The sequence below is a fragment of the Vibrio barjaei genome (genome assembly GCF_001639065.2).
In the GTDB taxonomy this organism is placed as follows: domain Bacteria; phylum Pseudomonadota; class Gammaproteobacteria; order Enterobacterales; family Vibrionaceae; genus Vibrio; species Vibrio barjaei.
In genome coordinates, this window is sequence record NZ_LQXO02000029.1 from 24,445 (window position 1) to 42,888 (window position 18,444).

General features: G+C 44.6%; 17 protein-coding genes. 13 read left to right on the forward strand and 4 right to left on the reverse strand.

The window, feature by feature from the left end; translation table 11 throughout:
* Nucleotides 1-7: 7 nt before the first annotated feature.
* Nucleotides 8-586: a thymidine kinase gene (locus tag AWH66_RS14040; RefSeq protein WP_006075116.1), complete on the reverse strand. Its 579-nt coding sequence runs from the start codon at nucleotides 584-586 to the stop codon at nucleotides 8-10.
* Nucleotides 587-645: 59 nt separating this feature from the next.
* Nucleotides 646-2,028, reverse strand: coding sequence for a cysteine--tRNA ligase (cysS, locus tag AWH66_RS14045; protein WP_063604445.1), 1,383 nt, complete (start codon nucleotides 2,026-2,028; stop codon nucleotides 646-648).
* A 240-nt stretch (nucleotides 2,029-2,268) separates the two neighbouring features.
* Between cysS and AWH66_RS14050 the strand changes: the two genes are divergently transcribed.
* The 4 genes from AWH66_RS14050 to AWH66_RS14065 all read left to right on the forward strand — a co-directional run bounded on the left by AWH66_RS14050 (nucleotide 2,269) and on the right by AWH66_RS14065 (nucleotide 5,358).
* Complete coding sequence (locus tag AWH66_RS14050; RefSeq protein WP_006074416.1) at nucleotides 2,269-2,763, forward strand: peptidylprolyl isomerase; 495 nt, start codon at nucleotides 2,269-2,271, stop codon at nucleotides 2,761-2,763.
* Nucleotides 2,764-2,800: 37 nt separating this feature from the next.
* On the forward strand, nucleotides 2,801-3,526 hold the full coding sequence (gene lpxH / locus AWH66_RS14055; protein ID WP_063604444.1) for a UDP-2,3-diacylglucosamine diphosphatase: 726 nt from the start codon (nucleotides 2,801-2,803) through the stop codon (nucleotides 3,524-3,526).
* Nucleotides 3,527-3,624: 98 nt separating this feature from the next.
* Nucleotides 3,625-4,857: an EAL and HDOD domain-containing protein gene (locus AWH66_RS14060; protein WP_063604466.1), complete on the forward strand. Its 1,233-nt coding sequence runs from the start codon at nucleotides 3,625-3,627 to the stop codon at nucleotides 4,855-4,857.
* A gap of 12 nt (nucleotides 4,858-4,869) precedes the next feature.
* Nucleotides 4,870-5,358: a YchJ family metal-binding protein gene (locus AWH66_RS14065; protein ID WP_063604443.1), complete on the forward strand. Its 489-nt coding sequence runs from the start codon at nucleotides 4,870-4,872 to the stop codon at nucleotides 5,356-5,358.
* A gap of 81 nt (nucleotides 5,359-5,439) precedes the next feature.
* On the opposite strand, the gene AWH66_RS14070 is transcribed toward AWH66_RS14065, so the two are convergent.
* Both AWH66_RS14070 and AWH66_RS14075 read right to left on the reverse strand, forming a co-directional pair.
* Nucleotides 5,440-5,640 carry a DUF4250 domain-containing protein gene (locus tag AWH66_RS14070; RefSeq protein ID WP_006074412.1) on the reverse strand — a complete coding sequence of 67 codons (201 nt, stop codon included), beginning with the start codon at nucleotides 5,638-5,640 and terminating at the stop codon, nucleotides 5,440-5,442.
* 77 nt (nucleotides 5,641-5,717) lie between these two features.
* Nucleotides 5,718-6,401 (reverse strand): hypothetical protein, encoded by a 684-nt coding sequence (locus tag AWH66_RS14075; RefSeq protein ID WP_063604441.1) that lies wholly within the window; start codon nucleotides 6,399-6,401, stop codon nucleotides 5,718-5,720.
* 152 nt (nucleotides 6,402-6,553) lie between these two features.
* On the opposite strand from AWH66_RS14075, the gene AWH66_RS14080 reads away from it, so the two are divergent.
* From AWH66_RS14080 to AWH66_RS14120, 9 genes are all read left to right on the forward strand, one after another.
* On the forward strand, nucleotides 6,554-8,770 hold the full coding sequence (locus AWH66_RS14080; RefSeq protein WP_063604439.1) for a YgiQ family radical SAM protein: 2,217 nt from the start codon (nucleotides 6,554-6,556) through the stop codon (nucleotides 8,768-8,770).
* Between the two features lie 169 nt (nucleotides 8,771-8,939).
* Complete coding sequence (locus AWH66_RS14085; protein WP_006074409.1) at nucleotides 8,940-9,272, forward strand: STAS domain-containing protein; 333 nt, start codon at nucleotides 8,940-8,942, stop codon at nucleotides 9,270-9,272.
* Between the two features lie 43 nt (nucleotides 9,273-9,315).
* The gene (locus tag AWH66_RS14090; protein ID WP_063604437.1) at nucleotides 9,316-10,143 is read left to right on the forward strand and encodes an OmpA family protein; all 828 of its coding nucleotides are present in this window, start codon (nucleotides 9,316-9,318) and stop codon (nucleotides 10,141-10,143) included.
* Entirely contained in the window at nucleotides 10,143-12,245 is a 2,103-nt protein-coding gene (locus tag AWH66_RS14095; RefSeq protein ID WP_063604435.1) for an SLBB domain-containing protein, read from the forward strand. The genes AWH66_RS14090 and AWH66_RS14095 overlap by 1 nt, the downstream gene beginning before the upstream one ends.
* Entirely contained in the window at nucleotides 12,245-12,961 is a 717-nt protein-coding gene (locus tag AWH66_RS14100) for a CpsD/CapB family tyrosine-protein kinase (protein ID WP_063604433.1), read from the forward strand. Before AWH66_RS14095 ends, AWH66_RS14100 begins: the two co-directional genes overlap by 1 nt.
* 113 nt (nucleotides 12,962-13,074) lie before the next feature.
* Nucleotides 13,075-14,562 (forward strand): sigma-54-dependent transcriptional regulator, encoded by a 1,488-nt coding sequence (locus AWH66_RS14105; protein ID WP_063604431.1) that lies wholly within the window; start codon nucleotides 13,075-13,077, stop codon nucleotides 14,560-14,562.
* Complete coding sequence (locus AWH66_RS14110) at nucleotides 14,552-15,613, forward strand: glycosyltransferase family 4 protein (protein WP_063604429.1); 1,062 nt, start codon at nucleotides 14,552-14,554, stop codon at nucleotides 15,611-15,613. Before AWH66_RS14105 ends, AWH66_RS14110 begins: the two co-directional genes overlap by 11 nt.
* A gap of 199 nt (nucleotides 15,614-15,812) precedes the next feature.
* The gene (locus AWH66_RS14115) at nucleotides 15,813-16,949 is read left to right on the forward strand and encodes a glycosyltransferase (RefSeq protein ID WP_063604427.1); all 1,137 of its coding nucleotides are present in this window, start codon (nucleotides 15,813-15,815) and stop codon (nucleotides 16,947-16,949) included.
* Nucleotides 16,950-17,009: 60 nt separating this feature from the next.
* The gene (locus AWH66_RS14120) at nucleotides 17,010-18,392 is read left to right on the forward strand and encodes an O-antigen ligase family protein (protein ID WP_063604465.1); all 1,383 of its coding nucleotides are present in this window, start codon (nucleotides 17,010-17,012) and stop codon (nucleotides 18,390-18,392) included.
* The last annotated feature ends 52 nt before the right edge of the window (nucleotides 18,393-18,444 follow it).

An 18,444-nucleotide genomic window follows, 5' to 3' on the forward strand; every position in this document is an offset into this window, starting at 1 on the left:
ATGTGCCTTACTTACCCAGCGCTTCTTTATAATGCTGACGGCAAACTGAGACATATTTATCATTACCACCAATCGCTACTTGGTCACCTTCTGCGATAGCTTTACCGTCTTCATCGGTTCGGATTACCATATTAGCTTTACGACCACAGTGGCAAATTGTCTTTAGCTCGACCAATTTATCCGCCCACGCCAGTAGGTGTTTACTTCCTTCAAATAACTCACCCAAGAAGTCTGTTCTCAAACCGTAGCATAGGACTGGAATGTTCAGCTTATCAACCACTTCTGTCAGTTGATAAACCTGTTCCTTTGACAAGAACTGACATTCGTCAATAAGGATACAGTGTCGTTTAGTCTCGGCATTCAGCGTTGCGATTTCATCAAACAAATTGGAATCTGGCTGGAAAAGCTGAGCTTCAGACTGAAGTCCAATACGTGAGCTAACCTTACCAATGCCATAACGATCATCAAGTGCGGCAGTGAAGATAAGAGGGTTCATTCCTCGTTCTTGGTAATTGAAAGAAGACTGAAGAAGAGTTGTCGACTTACCCGCATTCATTGCTGAGTAATAGAAGTACATCTGAGCCAAAGTGTTACACCAAATTCAAAACTTAAAAAGAAGCCCTTGCATGCAAGGGCTACGAGAAATTATTTACGACGCCACGTCGTGCCTTCAGGACCATCTTCTAGAACAATGCCCATTTCCGTCAGCTTGTCGCGTGCCATATCAGCATTCGCCCAATCTTTCGATGCACGAGAGTCGTTACGTAGCTTAATCAGAGCTTCAATTTCAGCCACCTCATCGTTATCGCCTGCATCACCTTTCAAGAAAGCTTCCGGATCCTGATGAAGAATACCGATAACATCGGCCAGTTCACGCATTAGCGCACCAAGTTGGCTCGCCTGACCTAAATCCACCGTTTTCAGACGGTTGATTTCACGTGCCATGTCAAATAGCACTGAGTACGCTTCAGGTGTGTTGAAGTCATCGTTCATGGCAGCGGTAAAGCGAGTCACGTACTCTTCTCCACCCGTTGGTTCTGCATCTAAATCCAAACCACGAAGTGAAGTGTATAGACGCTCAAGTGCTGAACGTGCTTGGTTTAGATTATCTTCACTGTAGTTTAGCTGACTACGGTAGTGGCCAGACATTAAGAAATAGCGCACCGTTTCTGGATCGTAATGACCTAACACATCGCGAATTGTAAAGAAGTTCCCAAGAGATTTAGACATTTTCTCTTTATCAACCATCACCATACCGCTGTGCATCCATGTGTTCACGTATTGTGTATCGTGTGCGCAGCAAGATTGAGCAATTTCATTCTCATGGTGTGGGAATTGAAGGTCTGAGCCACCGCCATGAATGTCGAAGTGATTGCCTAGAATCGATGAGTTCATTGCTGAGCATTCAATGTGCCAACCTGGGCGACCAGGTCCCCATGGCGATTCCCAAGTAGGCTCACCTGGCTTAGACATTTTCCAAAGAACGAAATCCAATGGACTACGCTTCGCACTCTCAACATCAACGCGAGCACCTGCTTGAAGCTGGTCAAGATCTTGCTTTGAAAGCTTACCGTATTCATCGAACTTCGATACTTCAAACATAACGTCACCGTTATCGGCAACGTAGGCAAAGCCGCGTTCGATCAGTTTTTCAACTAGCTCAATGATTTCCGCAATGAATTCAGTGGCACGAGGCTCCACATCTGGACGCTTCATATTTAGCGCATCAAAGTCCGCGTGCATTTCACCGATAAGGCGTTCAGTCAACGACTCGCACGATTCACCATTTTCGTTAGCGCGCTTGATAATTTTATCATCGATATCAGTGATATTACGCACGAATTTCAAATCGTAACCAACGTAACGAAGGTAACGTGAAACCACATCGAAAGATACAAAAGTACGACCATGGCCGATATGACAGAGATCGTAAATAGTGACCCCACAGACATACATGCCGACTTTGCCTGCATGGATAGGTTTGAATTCCTCTTTTTGTCTCGTCAGTGTGTTGTATATTTTTAACATGATCTCTATCTGGATTATTACGTTTAAAAAGTAACGGCGATTATAACCATAATCCTTGTCATAATGGAGTCATTAAGCGAATAAATCTTGCATTTTGCGTGCAGAATGAGCTATCTCCAATCGAGTTAGCATAAAAACGCCCGCAATAATGTCAGATAACCGGATTTCGACGTTTGCTTGTGACAACAGTTAGGCTAGAATCGTTGTCTCTAACATAAAAACACAGAATAGGTATTCATCATGATCACCCTTCATACTAATTTCGGCGACGTTAAAATTCAGCTAAACGAAGAAAAAGCACCAGAAACGAGTGCTAACTTTGCTCAGTACTGCCGCGATGGTTTTTACGACAACACGCTCTTTCACCGTGTTATCGATGGTTTCATGATTCAAGGTGGCGGTATGACGTCTGGCCTTAAAGAGAAGGCTACTCGCGCACCAATTAAAAACGAAGCTAACAATGGTCTAAGCAACAAAGTAGGCACTTTAGCAATGGCTCGTACAATGGAACCGCATTCTGCTAGTTCTCAATTCTTCATCAATGTAAACGACAACACTTTCTTAGACTTCCGCTCAGAAAGCCTAGATGGTTGGGGTTACTGTGTATTCGGTGAAGTTGTTGAAGGCATGGACATCGTAAACAAAATCAAAGGCGTGAGCACAGGCTCTATGGGTATGCACCAAGACGTACCGCTAGAAGAAGTGATCATCACTGGTACTACGATTCACGAATAATCGTTCAAGGGAGGGCAATGCCCTCCCTAATTCAACTATGACTACACTATTTATTTCCGACCTCCATCTTTCTCCCTCTCAGCCCCAAATAACGGATTGTTTCGTTAAGTTTATGCGCGAAGAAGCGGTTCACGCAGAAGCACTCTACGTGTTGGGCGATCTGTTTGATTTCTGGATTGGTGATGATGACCCCTCTGATTTTGCGCAAGCGATCAAAGCAGAATTCAAAACTCTCACTCAATCAGGTGTCCCCTGCTATTTCATCCAAGGAAATCGTGATTTTTTACTCAACAAACGTTTTTGCAAAGAAACAGGGATAAAACTACTTGATGAACATAGTGTGATTGATCTTTATGGTCGTAAAACCGTGATCCTTCACGGCGATACGTTATGCACCGAAGATCACAAGTATCAGGCATTCAGAGCTAAGGTTCATATGCCTTGGTTACAGTGGATATTTAATCGGCTCCCATTCTTTACAAGACGTCATATTGTAAATAGAATCCAAGGCGATATTCGTGATGTGAAAGCACAAAAATCGCTCGATATCATGGATGTCACTCAATCAGAAGTGGAAACTCTGATGAAGCGATGCGGAACCGACTTGATGATTCACGGTCACACACACCGACCTAATGTTCACCAATTCGAGGTTGATAATAAGCCTTACACACGCATCGTACTTGGTGACTGGTACCAACAAGGATCTGTTTTGGTTTGTACACCAGAGTCGCAACATTTAGAAGTACGCCGTTTTGCTTAAAGCATGAGCCAAACCGCAGAAAATTCGACATATAATTAGTCAAGGACTGCAATAAAACGTTAAGATAGTCCAACGTTTTTGAGATCACGATGCAAAATTTGAAATACTCCTACATTGCTCGGCAACCTATTTTAAATAGCGAACAGAAGACCGTTGGCTATGAGTTGCTATTTAGAGACGGGCCGAACAATACCTTTCCAGATATCGATCCAGAGTTGGCGACAAACCGTCTGCTTTCTGAGCATTTCCTTGCAACTCACTACAGTACTATTGGTGATAAGCTAGGTTTTGTTAACTTTCCCTACCAGAGTTTAGTGAATTTGGTCCCGACCCTGTTCCCTAAAGATAACTTGGTGATCGAAATCTTAGAAAGTTGCGAGCCCACCGCTGAACTTCTGGCCGCGATAAAGAAGATGTCGAAAGCAGGCTATACCATTGCGCTTGATGACTTTGTGCCGCGTAAAGAATGGCTACCATTCTTGCCGTATACTTCGATTATCAAGATCGACATTCGCCAATACTCTTTGTCGAAAGCTGAGACTTTGATCGAGCGCCTCAAGGATCAAAACATCGTGTTTCTTGCAGAAAAGGTAGAAACCTATGAAGAGTTTGAGCTCGCGAAGCAAGTTGGTTTCACCCAGTTTCAAGGCTACTTTTTTAGCCGCCCTCAGCTGATAAGAAGAAAACAGATCAAACCTTCCTTCTTGACTGTAGTTCAGCTATGTAAAGAGATTTCAAACCCGAATATCAATTATGATGAGCTTGAGAGACTCATCTCTCTAGATGTAACGCTCTCATATAAGCTACTCACATTTGTCAACGCCTCTTATCTGATACGAGCAGAGATAAAATCATTCAAACAAGCTCTGGTCTATCTCGGGGAGGATCGCCTAAGAAAATTCATCTCGTTAGTCGCGATCACTTCAACACAAGACGATAAGCCTGACAGCTTATATAGCTTATCGATTCAGCGTGCCCGTTTTTGTGAATTATTGCTTAGTGATATGAACACCAACTTAGATGATGGATTGGGCTTTCTGACTGGCATGTTCTCGTTACTTGATTCGTTATTCGATCAACCTCTTGAAGAGTTGGTTCAAAAGATGCCAATCGATAACCTGGTTAAAAGTGCCCTTGTGACCAAACAAGGCACACTTGGTAACATCTTAACCTTGGTGAAGGCTTATGAAGCGGCAGATTGGACGACAGTGATTGCCTGCCGAGATAAACTGGCTCTCAATGACGAGATGTTAGCTAAATATTACGATGAAGCCATCAAATGGACCGAAGATCTATTAGCGATCGAAACGGAATACCACACCCACGCTTAATTTGGATTTTTTATGACATCATGCTACTGCGGTAACGATGCACCGTTTGAGTCGTGCTGCCTACCGATACACCAAGACGTTCGCAAAGCGAAAAAGCCTGAACAGCTTATGCGCGCTCGGTTTAGTGCTCATAAGACGAAAAATGTCGACTTTGTTGTCGCCACTTATCATCCTAGCTGCGATGCCGAAGCTGAACGCAGTTCAATCGCTGATTCAATTAATAGCAATTGGACCAAGCTCGACGTTACTGGTATAGAGAACGGAACGAATGAATATGAAGGTTTCGTGTCTTTTGAAGCTTATCTTGAAGAAGACGGCTTTGAATATTGTCTTGCTGAACGATCTCGCTTCCTTTTTGAAAACGATCAATGGTATTACATCGATGGTGAATTAGACGATTCTATTCCGCCTCGCCCACTCACCACGCAAGCGCTCAAGGTTGGCAGAAACGACCCATGCGTGTGTGGCAGCGGCAAGAAATACAAAAAGTGCTGCGGATAGAGGATCACAAGGGAGAGTGAATCGACTCACTTTCCCTTGTTTCATACATTGGATTCGCCACGACTGCCCGCTGAACTGGAGTTAGCGTTCATACGCTTTAAACTGATTGGTTAACGGATCATATTGATAACCCAGCATATCTAGTTTACCAACAACCCCTTCTACATCCATTTCGTACATGCTAACAAGCTCTTCGAACGAATCACATTCCAAACGAAGCTTTTCATTAACGATGCCCAACAAGATAATGCTATCAAAACGGCTCACGTTACTTAAATCCATAATCGTACTCCATAAAAAAAGCTAGCCTTTAAAGACTAGCTTGATTTAGTAAAATAGAAAGTGACCTAAGTGGCAGATTACGCCAGCCAATAGAGTTGTAACAACCCGACGTTAGTAACCATTAAACTAAGAAAAGCGATCGTCAATTGACCTTTGGTTGGCGTGCTATGACGAATGATGTGCCAGCTCCAAATAACTATTCCAACCACCAGCATCACCAATGAACTGACTACAGCAGACGTGTATTGAGTGACGATTTCTGGTTCCCACTGGTAAGCATTTACGACAAAGCTCACCGCAAGAAGCATTGAAAAGATCACCCCAGAGACAGGCAAAATACGATGAAACGCCTGTAAGCGCGTTCTCGCGATAGTCAAAAGCAGGTGAGCAAAAGCAGTACCTAGCAGTAGGCCAGAACAAATTAGAGAAAGAGACTGAGCTAAATTTGGCTGTTGAGCAACAATGATACCCGCAAACGCAATACTGAAACCATTGGCTAAATGCACTACCCAAAAAGGGCCTTTCTCTCGCGTTTTGCCAGTTTTAACTTGGGAATAGAAGTAAAACACCGCGAACACCACAAGAAACGCCTCAACCTTTAATGATGCGATTGCCAACCACAAAATTCCGATAGCAGGAAATAACTTGTGGATACGTCCGCGTTGACCTGGGCAGATATCGCCTTTTGCCAGTATTAAGGTCAGGATAAGCAGAGCTACCGTTAAAGCAGGCGCTAGAAGGGTTAAAACAGCGGTAATCATGGTTTGACGTTCAAAATGGTAATTGATGGCGCTGATAATATATCAGGTAACCGTCGAATGCTATTCACATTGAAAAACCACAATTTCTTTGGGCTTTGAAGTCATCAACATAGGGGTATATAATGCCCGCCTCCAAAACTAGAGGTTAAAATATGTACAACGACGTTTCCCCAATCCATGAGCATAAAAAATACTGGGCTGAATGCTTCGGTGTGGCTCGTTTTCTGCCCACTAGCAGAAAAGAAATGGATGCCCTTGGATGGGACAGCTGCGACATCATCATTGTCACTGGTGATGCCTACGTCGATCACCCTAGTTTTGGCATGGCGATCATCGGACGCTTATTGGAAGCGCAAGGCTTTCGTGTCGGCATTATTGCCCAACCAGATTGGAGCAATAAAAATGACTTCATGAAGCTTGGTCAACCAAATCTGTTTTTCGGTATTACAGCGGGTAACATGGACTCGATGATAAACCGCTATACTGCCGATCGTAAGCTACGTCACGATGACGCGTACACGCCGAATAACGAAGGTGGAAAAAGACCCGATCGTGCAACACTTGTTTATTCTCAGCGTTGTCGTGAAGCTTATAAAGAGACACCCATTGTATTGGGTGGTATCGAAGCGAGTTTGCGCCGAATTGCGCACTATGACTATTGGTCTGATAAAGTTCGCCGCTCTGTGTTATTTGATGCTAAAGCGGATATTTTGCTATTTGGTAATGCCGAGCGTGCCTTAGTTGAGGTCGCACACCGTCTTGCTGATGGAGAAACTGTTAGCAACATGACCAATATTCGGGGGACTGCTGTTAATCTTCCTGCAGAACCAGAAAACTACACGATTATTGATTCTTCTCGCATTGAAAAGCCGGGTAAAGCATTCGTGCCTCAAAACCCGTACGAAGTAGAATCAAATTGCGATACACAAAAGAAAGAGCCTGAAGCTAAGCCAATTACGATTCGCCCTTCTCGTCATGATGCAAAAACAACGGCAGTGAGACTGCCACCGTACGAGAAGCTTAACAACGACCGTATTTTGTACGCGCACGCCAGTCGTGTCATGCATCTGGAAACAAACCCTTATTCAGGTCGTGCTCTGATTCAAAAGCACGGTAATCGTGAACTATGGGTAAACCAAGCCCCAATCCCACTGTCTACCGAAGAGATGGATTACGTATTCGGTCTGCCTTATGCACGTGTGCCACATCCTATGTACGGTAAGGCAAAAATCCCTGCCTACGATATGATTAAGACTTCTGTGAACATCATGCGTGGCTGTTTTGGTGGCTGCTCATTCTGTTCGATTACTGAGCATGAAGGCCGCATTATTCAAAACCGGTCGCAGGACTCAATTCTTAACGAACTTGAAGAGATTCGCGATAAAGTTCCGGGCTTCACGGGTACCATTTCCGATCTGGGTGGCCCAACAGCTAACATGTATCGTCTTGGCTGTTCAGATCCAAAAGCAGAAGCTAACTGTCGTCGTCCTTCTTGTGTCTTCCCTGGCATCTGTAACAAGCTCAATACTGACCACAAACACACTATTGACCTTTATCGTGCAGCTCGCAAAGTCAAAGGGGTCAAGAAGGTGATGATTGCTTCGGGTGTTCGCTACGACTTGGCAATAGAGTCTCCAGAATATGTGAAAGAGCTTGTTACGCATCACGTTGGTGGCTATTTGAAGATTGCTCCTGAGCATACTGAGAAGAATCCGCTCGACCTAATGATGAAACCGGGTATGGGGACTTACGACCGCTTCAAGGAGATGTTCCAAAAGTACAGTGAAGAGGCTGGTAAAAAACAATACCTCATTCCTTACTTTATCTCTGCACACCCAGGCACCGAAGATGAAGATATGTTGAACCTCGCGTTGTGGTTGAAAAAGAACAACTACGAATGTGATCAGGTTCAGAACTTCTATCCATCGCCTATGTGTAATGCAACATCAATGTATTACTCAGAGACCAATCCACTCAAGCGTGTGAAGTACAAAAAACGTGAGGATGTGCCTGTAGCCAAAGGAGATCGTCAACGTCGACTGCATAAAGCGTTGCTACGTTATCATGACCCAGCAAACTGGCCGTTGATCCGAGAAGCATTAACGAGCATGGGTAAGCAGTACTTGATTGGTGACAAACCGGGCTGCTTAGTCCCTGCAGAAGATCTTGACGCTAAGACGCCAGCCCAACGAAGAAAGTCAGGTCGACACGGTGCAAACAGATTTGCGACCAAACATACTAAAGGTCAACCAGATATCAGAACTGACGACCGAAGGAATTCAGGTAAACGTCCGAAACCTAAGAACAAATCAGGGCAACCATCTGGCAATGGAAAACCAACCAGAAGCCCTAAACGACGACTTCGTTAAGCCTAACGTCAATATAAAAAAGCGCCTCTCAATTTGAGAAGCGCTTTTTTTTATTTTGCGATAAACCCTTAGACATGCTAATAAGCCCATGAATTATCGACATTTATAGGTTTGGCACAGTCCATGCTCTGATACTTGAAACACACTCCCCCTTGATAAGGACAGCAAGATGGAACTACTAAGAGCAGAAACCAACAACCACACTTTGAAATTAGAACTTTATGGTGATTTTGATGCTCGAGGAAGCCGTGAAGCACAGCCTCAAATCGATGACATTATCCACAACGACTGGCACCAAGAGATAGAGGTTGACCTAAGTCAAGTTCGCTTTATGGATTCTTCAGGCATCGGTGCTATTGTTTATCTATATAAGCGTCTAGTTGAACGCGAACGCAAAATGCGTTTAGAGAACGTAACGGGACAACCGCTACAAATCATACAGTTGCTTCGAATTGGCCAAGCAATTCCTGTGAACACGCATGCGAGTAACGAATACCTGTAACACATAATTATACTAATTTGTTGGCAAAATAGGTGGTAACTACATGGATGTAAAAGCGGGTGTAAAGCTATGCATTACCTGTCTCTCGGCATATCTCCTTTTAGCTTGTACAAGCTACCCCGATGAGGGAACTGGTGGTATTGCCGAGAACTATGCAGGTTCTGATTTTTCACCAGTAATGCCAGATGAACCCTTAGGACCAGAGCATGGTTTGAGATTCGACTGGAAGTTAGCCGCACTGCACCTAGATTCTTTGATTGAAGAAGGGGCACGATGGTGCTTCCCCGCAGCCGTTCTTCAGGCTCAAGAAAAACAAAATCGTATCGCAAGAGAATTAGAGGGTGGCCTGTGGATTGACGCGGCTAACGACATCGTCATACAACGTAGAAAGCTCAATGATTTGGAGCTGCGTCTTGACTACGTATTGAATGAGGCAACATGTGCGCCCCCTCTCAAGGGCAAGGACTTTGATGATTTAATGCAAGTGGTTAAGCGTGTCTATCATCTTCTAAATGTCGATAACCAGTTCGCTTATAACTCTATCGAAGTTAATCCCAAGTACATGGGCCATCTAGCGGAAGCAGCAAACATTCTAAAACAACATCCTACTATTCGTCTTTCTGTTACCGGACATGCCGACGCTACGGGTGGTACCGAATACAATGAGAAGATTGCGAAAGGGCGTGCCCAGCAAGTTAAGCGTTACCTAACTATATTTGGCTTAGCTCCCGGGCGTATCGAAACACACTCACTTGGTGAAGAACTGCCTCTCTACGAAGGTGATAGCCCAGGAGTTCGACTCACCAACCGAAGAGTCAGCATTGAAGTCATCGCGGATAAAAATAGCAATGCCACTCAAGGAGCGTTGTGATGAACCAAGCTAAAGTAATACTACTACTATGCGTAACTGTTCTCTTTGCCTTGTTTGCACCACCTTCCCTAGCTAACGAGAAACAGGTACAAGTCGGAGACCTTATTCAAGTCGATTTGCCTGGCGAATCGAGTTTAAATAGAGGATTTCAGGTTGATAAACGCGGTCGAATCACACTGCCAGAAGTTGGTCCTGTATTCGTTGCAGGCTATAACGAAGAACAGCTCACTACGGCGGTAAAAGGTGCGCTTGATAAAGTTTTTCGTGATACCTCAAACGTCCAAGTTTATGTTTCAGAACGACAAATACTGATTTCAGTGCAGGGCTATGTTGCCTCACCAGGAGAATATACGCTTCCCTACAACTCAAATGTCCAAATGGCACTGCACGCCGCTGGCGGGCTGCGCTCCGGAGCCCAGTTAAACAAAATGTTGTTAAAGCGTGGCGCAGATAGACAGGAATTCGACTATAAGCGCTTCCTTGACACCGGTGATGACAAAAACCTCCCTGCTCTGCAATCTTTGGACACCTTATTTGTACCAGCTTCCCCATTAGTTGGTAATATTGAACAAGAGTTTGACCCGGCTAAACTTGCCGATTCTGGTGATAGTGCAGACTCACGCCAAGCCATTAAAGTATTTGGCGAAGTAAATGCACCAGGCTCTTTCTCCTATAAATCGAATAGCGACCTAGTAGATGTATTGATGCGAGCCGGAGGTGTTACGCGCTATGCGAGCGTGGAACAAATTAGAGTAATCAGCAATAACACCCCTACACTATTCAACCTAAAACGCTATTTAGACAGCGGTGATGTTTCCTTGTTACCTCCTCTGCAAGCCGGAGCGACGATTTTTGTACCCAAACAAGAAGAGGAAATTAAATCTGGCTCCAATACCGTGTATGTCATGGGTGAAGTAGCCGCTCCCGGCGCTTTTGAGGGCAAAAAAGGCGCGACCTTTATGGATATCCTTGCCAATGCCGGAGGCCCAACACGATTTGCAGAGTCTAGACAGATTCGCGTAATTAAGTCCGATGGTCGAGTCGTACCTTTTGATATGACGGCGTACACTGAAGGTTTAAAAGGCAGCCAAGCACCCCAAATAGAGCCTGGCGACGCTATCTTTGTGCCAGAGAAAACCGATATCAACGAGAAATCGTGGCTTAAAGTATCCCCAGATCGTGCAGTCAACGTTATCGGGGAAGTGGTTCGTCCTGGTCGAATTGAGTGGTCAGATGAAATGGACCTGATGGACTTGCTGGCACATGTTGGAGGCCCAAGCGGCCGCGCAGATACCTCAAAAATCGAAGTTGCTAACAGCAACAAAATGGTGGTATTTGATCTTGATGCCTTCATAAAACGAGGTGCTCCTCAATCAGAGCTGCCTTACATTTCAGCTGGCGCTATTGTCCGTGTTCATGATTTACCACAAGATCCGTCGGATAACAAAGCTCAGTGGGTACGACAAAGCTCCGACGCCTCTATTTACGTTTTTGGACAAGTGAACGCGCCTGGGCGCTACAGATTTACTGATGACATGCATTTTCTCGATATCCTCTCAGCAGCTGATGGTCCTACAAGAGACGCGGATATACACAATATTCGTGTTACTCATCGCGACAAACCCTACTCCAAAGTCAGTAAGCTAAATCTATCGCTTTACTTTGAAACTGGCGATGAGTCCATTATTCCATTGGTCAAACGCGGCGATACCATCTACGTCCCTGAAAAAAACCGTAATTGGCTGGATACCCCCAAAGAGGAAACGATTCGCATTTTGGGCGCAGTTAATAACCCTGGTAGATACGTATTTAACGACAACATGACTATCCTCGATGTCTTGGCCGAAGCCGGGGGGCCGAGTGATAGGGCGTATGTGGAGAAAATCAGTGTCGTCAACATGTCCTGCTGCCAAGGCCAAGCAAGAACCTTCGATCTGGTAGAGTTCAGTAAGACTGCCGATATCAAAATGTTACCCGTGATTCGCGCAGGCGATACTATTTATATCCCAGACCGCCGTAATAGCTTTGCAGAACAAGCTAGACTGGGCTTAACCGATATCTTCAGGATCGTCTCGACGATCGCTGTAATAGGAGCGCTATAATGTCTATTCCCGCGACTCATGCTGAAATTGAAGAACTTTATCTCAATGCAGAATTGAAGCAGTGCCGTTCAATCAGTATTACGGCCTGCAACAGCCAAGAAGGTACTTCTTCAGTAGCGCAAGCTTTGACTGAGCGCTACCTTCTTGCTGGCCATAAAACACTGTTGGTGGACCTCAACCTTTACCACCCAAGTCTAATGAACATAGAACTGCCTGATGTCCCCTCTATTTCAACAGAACTAGCACCGCAGACCAGCCACTGGGTGCAAGATAAACACTCTCCAAAAGTGTTTCTTGGGGTATCCGCACCTAGCGATCCTCGAACCCGATTGTTGTATAAAGACCCAACCAACTTAAGGCAGCAAGTTGCAGAGTGGCTAACTCAATACGATCGAGTGGTCATTGATACTTCACCCATTCTAAACGTTAATCAAAACAACATTCCTGCACACTGTGTCGCTAACGCATGCGATGGTACTTATTTGGTTGTGCTAAGCGGGGTCACGCTCACCAACCAAGTCGCCGATGCAGTGCAGGCATTACAAGAAGGTACCCACACTCACTTATTGGGAACCGTGCTTAACTATCGGGATCAACCTTCACTAGCAAATGAGATTTGCCGCGAAATTGATCGTCTGGGCTGGTTACCCATCCAAATAACATCGTGGGCTAAACAAAAAGTGATCGCCAATCGATTCTTATCGTTACCTATTTAGCACTCTTTTGCGCAAATTCTTTATATTCAGCGCGTTAGGTATTCATTTACTAAAAATCGTCGTTATTTGTACTATCCTTTAATCAGCAGTGATATTAAACAAGGACAGTAGATATGACACCAAAAGTGCTCCTTATTGAAGACTCTTCTTCACTCGCAGTACTTTACAAACAGTTTTTGCAGAACGAGCCCTACGAATTATTGCACGTAGCTACCGGCGCGGAAGCAAAGCGTCTGTTAGAGCGAACCTTGCCTTCATTGATAATCCTAGATCTGCAATTACCCGATATGCAGGGGGACGAAATCCTTGAATGGATGGAAGAAAAAAACCTTCAGATTCCGGTTATTGTCGCTACCGCACATGGCAGTGTAGATACGGCCGTCAAGCTTATTCAAAAAGGCGCGAAAGACTTCCTTGAAAAGCCAATTCGAGCAGACCGCTTAAAAACGTCCGTCAACATTCATCTAAAGCAAGTTCAATTGGAAACTATGCTCGATGATATTCAACAGCAGATGGAACGCGAACGATTTCATGATTTCATTGGCGCCAGTATTCCCATGCAAGGCGTTTACAAAATTATCGATGCAGTAGCGGATACTAACGCCAGTGTGTTTATTATTGGTGAAAGTGGCACAGGTAAAGAGGTCTGTGCCAACGCCATTCACAACGAAAGCGAACGTCGAGAGCAGCCTTTTATTGCCCTAAACTGTGGTGCGATTCCTAAAGATTTAATGGAAAGCGAAGTTTTTGGACACGTCAAAGGTGCATTTACAGGGGCGACAACGGATCGTAAAGGTGCAGCGTCACTTGCTCACGGTGGTACTTTGTTCTTGGATGAATTGTGCGAAATGGACTTAGAAATGCAGAAGAAACTTCTGCGCTTTTTGCAAACTGGCACGTTTACACCACTAGGTGCGACCAAAGAGCAAAAAGTAGATGTTCGCATTATTTGCGCGACGAACCGTGACCCATTAGCTGAAGTAAAAGAAGGTCGCTTCCGTGAAGATCTTTATTATCGCGTGCATGTAGTTCCAATTCATATGCCGCCACTGCGTGAGCGAGACCGTGATATCGTCACTCTGGCAGAACACTTCTTGAAAGGCTATGCGAAGCAAGATAAGCGTCGTTTTGAATCCATTTCCAAAGAAGCACAGCGTTACCTCAGACGATATGATTGGCCAGGGAACGTTCGACAGTTGCAAAACGTTGTACGTAACATTGTGGTTCTTAACGATGACAAATCTTTGGGCGTTAATCATCTGCCCGCCGAAATGGTCCAAACAAGACCTGCAACAATTGTTCGTCCTAACGCCCAGCAAAGTCTGCTCTCAGTTGTACAACATCCAACGCCGGAAAGCACTGCTGACCACAATATGGTGGAGACGGTCCAAATGGCTACCGTACAACCTCAGCCTGACAGCGATACTGAGCCTAGAACACCTAACATTCGCCCTATGTGGCAGGTTGAGCGAGAAACCATACAGCAGGCTATCGATTTTTGTGATGGCAATGTGCTCAATGCGGCCGTGCTTCTTGAATTAAGCCCATCCACTGTCTACCGAAAAAAACAGGCTTGGGAGGCAGAAGACAGTGTCTCGTAACAAGCGGGTTTGGCTACTGTTAGACAGTAGTACTTTTGGCGGTATAGAGACGCATGTACTTGAGCTAGCAAAAGGCTTGATTGCCTTTAAGCAAAACGTAAAAGTTGTATTTTTAACGTCACATAAACCTACGCCGCCACTAATTGCGCAGCTTCAAAGCGCTAATATTGATACCACTATATTGGATGTCGACTATCCGCAACACTCTATTTGGCTGAGGCTAAACAAAGCCATTGACGAAGCGGCTTCGCAAAACCAAAAACCCACTGTTATTCATGCACATGGCTATAAAGCGAATATACTACTTCGCTTATCTCGCCTTTTCGGCGCGACATCTGCAATTAACATAGTATCGACTTTTCATGCTGGTGAAACACCTATCGGAAAAGTTCGCTGGTACGACGCTGTAGATCGCGTCAGTGCCATAGCCAGTCATAAGCGGATTTGCGTAAGTCGCGCGATCCAAGGGAAAGTCCCTTATTCTAGTGTACTGGTCAATAACTTTGTCCCACAAACTGAGTTTCTTGAATCCACAAATCAAAACGTAGCGTTCGTAGGGCGATTAAGTCCAGAAAAAGGCCCAGACACCTTTCTAGATATCGCTAATCGGTTTCCTCGCAATGCCTTCCATGTTTATGGCTCTGGTGATATGGAGCAAGAGTTAAAACAACACAATTCACCTAACGTCACTTTCCATGGCCACCAAAAAGAGATGGCGCCAGTATGGCCTGACATCGATGTATTGCTCATCACCTCGAAATATGAAGGGCTGCCCATGGCTGCGTTAGAGGCGATGTCTCGTGGTATTCCACTTATTAGCTTTAAACTGGGCGAGCTTCCTAGCATGATAGACTCGGGGATAAATGGATGGATCGTAGACAATAATCAGGAGATGTATAACGCACTAAAGCACTGGTTCTCACTCTCCCCCGCTGAAAAAGCCCAAGTAAAGCTTAATGCGCAACAGACTATAGAACAGAACTACTCCACCAAAGTCATTATTCCGCAAGTACTGTCCATTTATGGTTTTGCCGATACTGCAACTCCGTAACGCCTATCATTGGGCTGTCATTGTGATTCCTATATTGAGAATCTCGTTATCAAGTACAACCAAACCAGCATGTTTTAATCTTAAATATATGTAATATATAGAGTTAGTAACGTGGCATCTTACTTGCTCTAACCATATCTATTATGCAAATTGAAGGGTTATCTCCGTGATAGCTACTCGTCTCTATTAGGCCTTAGATATGACTAAACAATGCCAAAAACATATTGTAGTCTTCGACGCTTATTCCACGAAAAGCAGCGATACTTTAGCTTTGCACTCTTTGCTGCGTCAACTCGGGAATGAAGGTGTGCAGATAAGCGTCCTGACGGCGAAAGCCGATCATTGGACGCAACTGAAAAGCTACGAAATCCCGTTACAGATATACCCACTCCCTTTCCCTATTGACTCTAAAAAGCGGTTATCAATTACTGATTGGTTCAAAAGCCTCTGCCAGCTTTGTTACTGTCTCTACTTCTTAACAACACTCCCAAGGGTGCATATGATGCTATCGTTTTCTCAGCCTCAAATGGCCCTCCCAGTCTACTGGTTAAGAGTGTGTTTGGGCTACACGCTCGTTCACTTGGTTTATTCAAAACTTTATGACTCTGCCATAAACCAGTGGTGTTTAACAAAAGCCACAAAAGTTTTTTACCAATCTGGAACTGAAGACTTAAACAAACATCTACTACAACAACGCAACACCTTGGAAGATGGAAACTGGCAAAGCTTCCAAAGTGGTATCACTATCGCCGATTGGCCAACAGTGAGAAAATCCGCAGACTCGCGAATTTTCTGGGCGGGAGACCTTAATCAAGATCCTATCGAGCCCCTCTTAACTGCGGTAACTCAATTTCCTGGTGCTATTGATGGAGACATCTGTTACTTCTCTCAATCATTTTTGAAATCGGCTGATAAAAGTACTTCTATCCCCCGCCCAATTAAAGGACTGCATTGGTATCAGGACTACCAAAATATCGATGAAATAAGACAGAAATGCAGTATTTTTGTCTCAACTGCATCTGATGAATCAGCTAACTTATTAATTTTAGAGGCGATGGCAGCGGGCATGTGCCCTATTATTCCAAGGGATAATAGATATTGGGGGCGAGTGTTGTCAGATGGTTTAAGCTGTCTGAAGTATGATGTCAATGAACCCAGCTCTCTCGCAAAAGCTCTCCACCATTGTCACAGAGACCCCTTCTCAAGGGATGCGATTGCCATCGAAGCTATGAAGGTGGCTCAGTGTTACGATGCTGAGACGAGTTATCGCCCAATCACTACTTACGTACTCGCTACATGCAATTCCATTCTTGAATTGGAGCTGAGTCATGACTAGCTTCGATGGGTACCGTTCCAATTGGAATGGGCAAGATATCGTTATATGCAAGGTATGGCTATGAGTACCGCCAATCCTTCTTCTAAACACTCTAAACATGCACTACTGAGTGTTTCGTTGTGTGTTCTGGTAGGGCTTATTTGGGCAGTGGTACCCCACCCTATCGTGGGTATAGCTATCGGACTTATACCTATCGCTATATTGATTGTTTTGAGCCAGACCTTCTGGTTGGTAACGCTCTTTATCGTATTTTCTTTTTTCCGAATTCATGAAGTTTTTCCCGCACTCTATCCATTGAAAATCCCGTTAATGCTCTCGGCCGCCGCTCTGTCCGCGTTACTTTGGCATACCTTAATTAGTGGAAAAATACAGCTTTACTGGCATCCAGTTTACCGATGGCTGTTTATATTTTGGGGGATTGTCATTGTAGGAGTCGTGTTTGCCGCGAATAGAAGCGTTGCCATTGCGATGTTTAATGGCACTTACGTCAAAATAATGATCATGACGTTGGCCGTGTCATGGTTGATTACTTCTCCCAAAGAACTGTCACGTTTTTCATTTCTGATTGTTATCTCGGGACTTGTTGTAGGTTGTGTTGCCTTATATAACTCAGCAAATGGTATTGGTTTAGTCGAAGGCTCAAGGGTCACTATTGGTCGAAGTTTCGGCTCTATGCTTGGCGATCCAAATGATCTTGCCTTAGTGCTGCTGTTTCCCCTTGCATTCACTGTCGCCACTATGACGACGAAAGGAATCGGGTGGTCATTTCGAGCGCTATCACTTCTCACTTCTGCGGTTCTGTTTTTTGCTATTGTCGCGACCCAAAGTCGAGGTGGATTATTAGGGTCACTCGCAGTGTTTGGTTTCTACGCTTGGCGCATCATTCCATCAAAAACTCTATTTGCCTTTTTAGGTGTTATCGGTGCTCTTGCGCTCTACTCATTAGCTGGCATCTCTGGGCGAGCCTCTGGAGGAGCTGCGGAAGAAGGCATTGATGAATCTGCAATGGGCAGGATCTATGCATGGGAAGCTGCCTACAAAATGGCACTAGATAATCCAGTCTTAGGTGTTGGACTAGATAACTTTTACTACAACTATTTCTTCTACAGCCCTCATTGGGATGGATTAAACCATGCTGTTCACAGTACTTGGTTTGGTGTGTTAGCCGAGACTGGCTTTATTGGGCTTATTGTGTTCTTACTATTCATTTATCAGCTTTTGAAATGTGCTAGGCAAACACTCACTTTCATAGATGGTAGAACAGATATCCCACCTTATCTGCGTTCAATGGCGCTGGCGGTATACAGTGGTCTTATAGGTACCTTCGTATCCGGGACTTTTCTAACTCAAGGCTTCGTATGGCCGATTTATATTCTCGCAGCACTGACCATCGCAGTGTCACAAATTGCTTCGCAATTTGAGAAGCACGAAAATCTAGAATAGAAACAACCAGCAACTCCTTGATTAATATAATAATAATTATTGGCGCAATTCT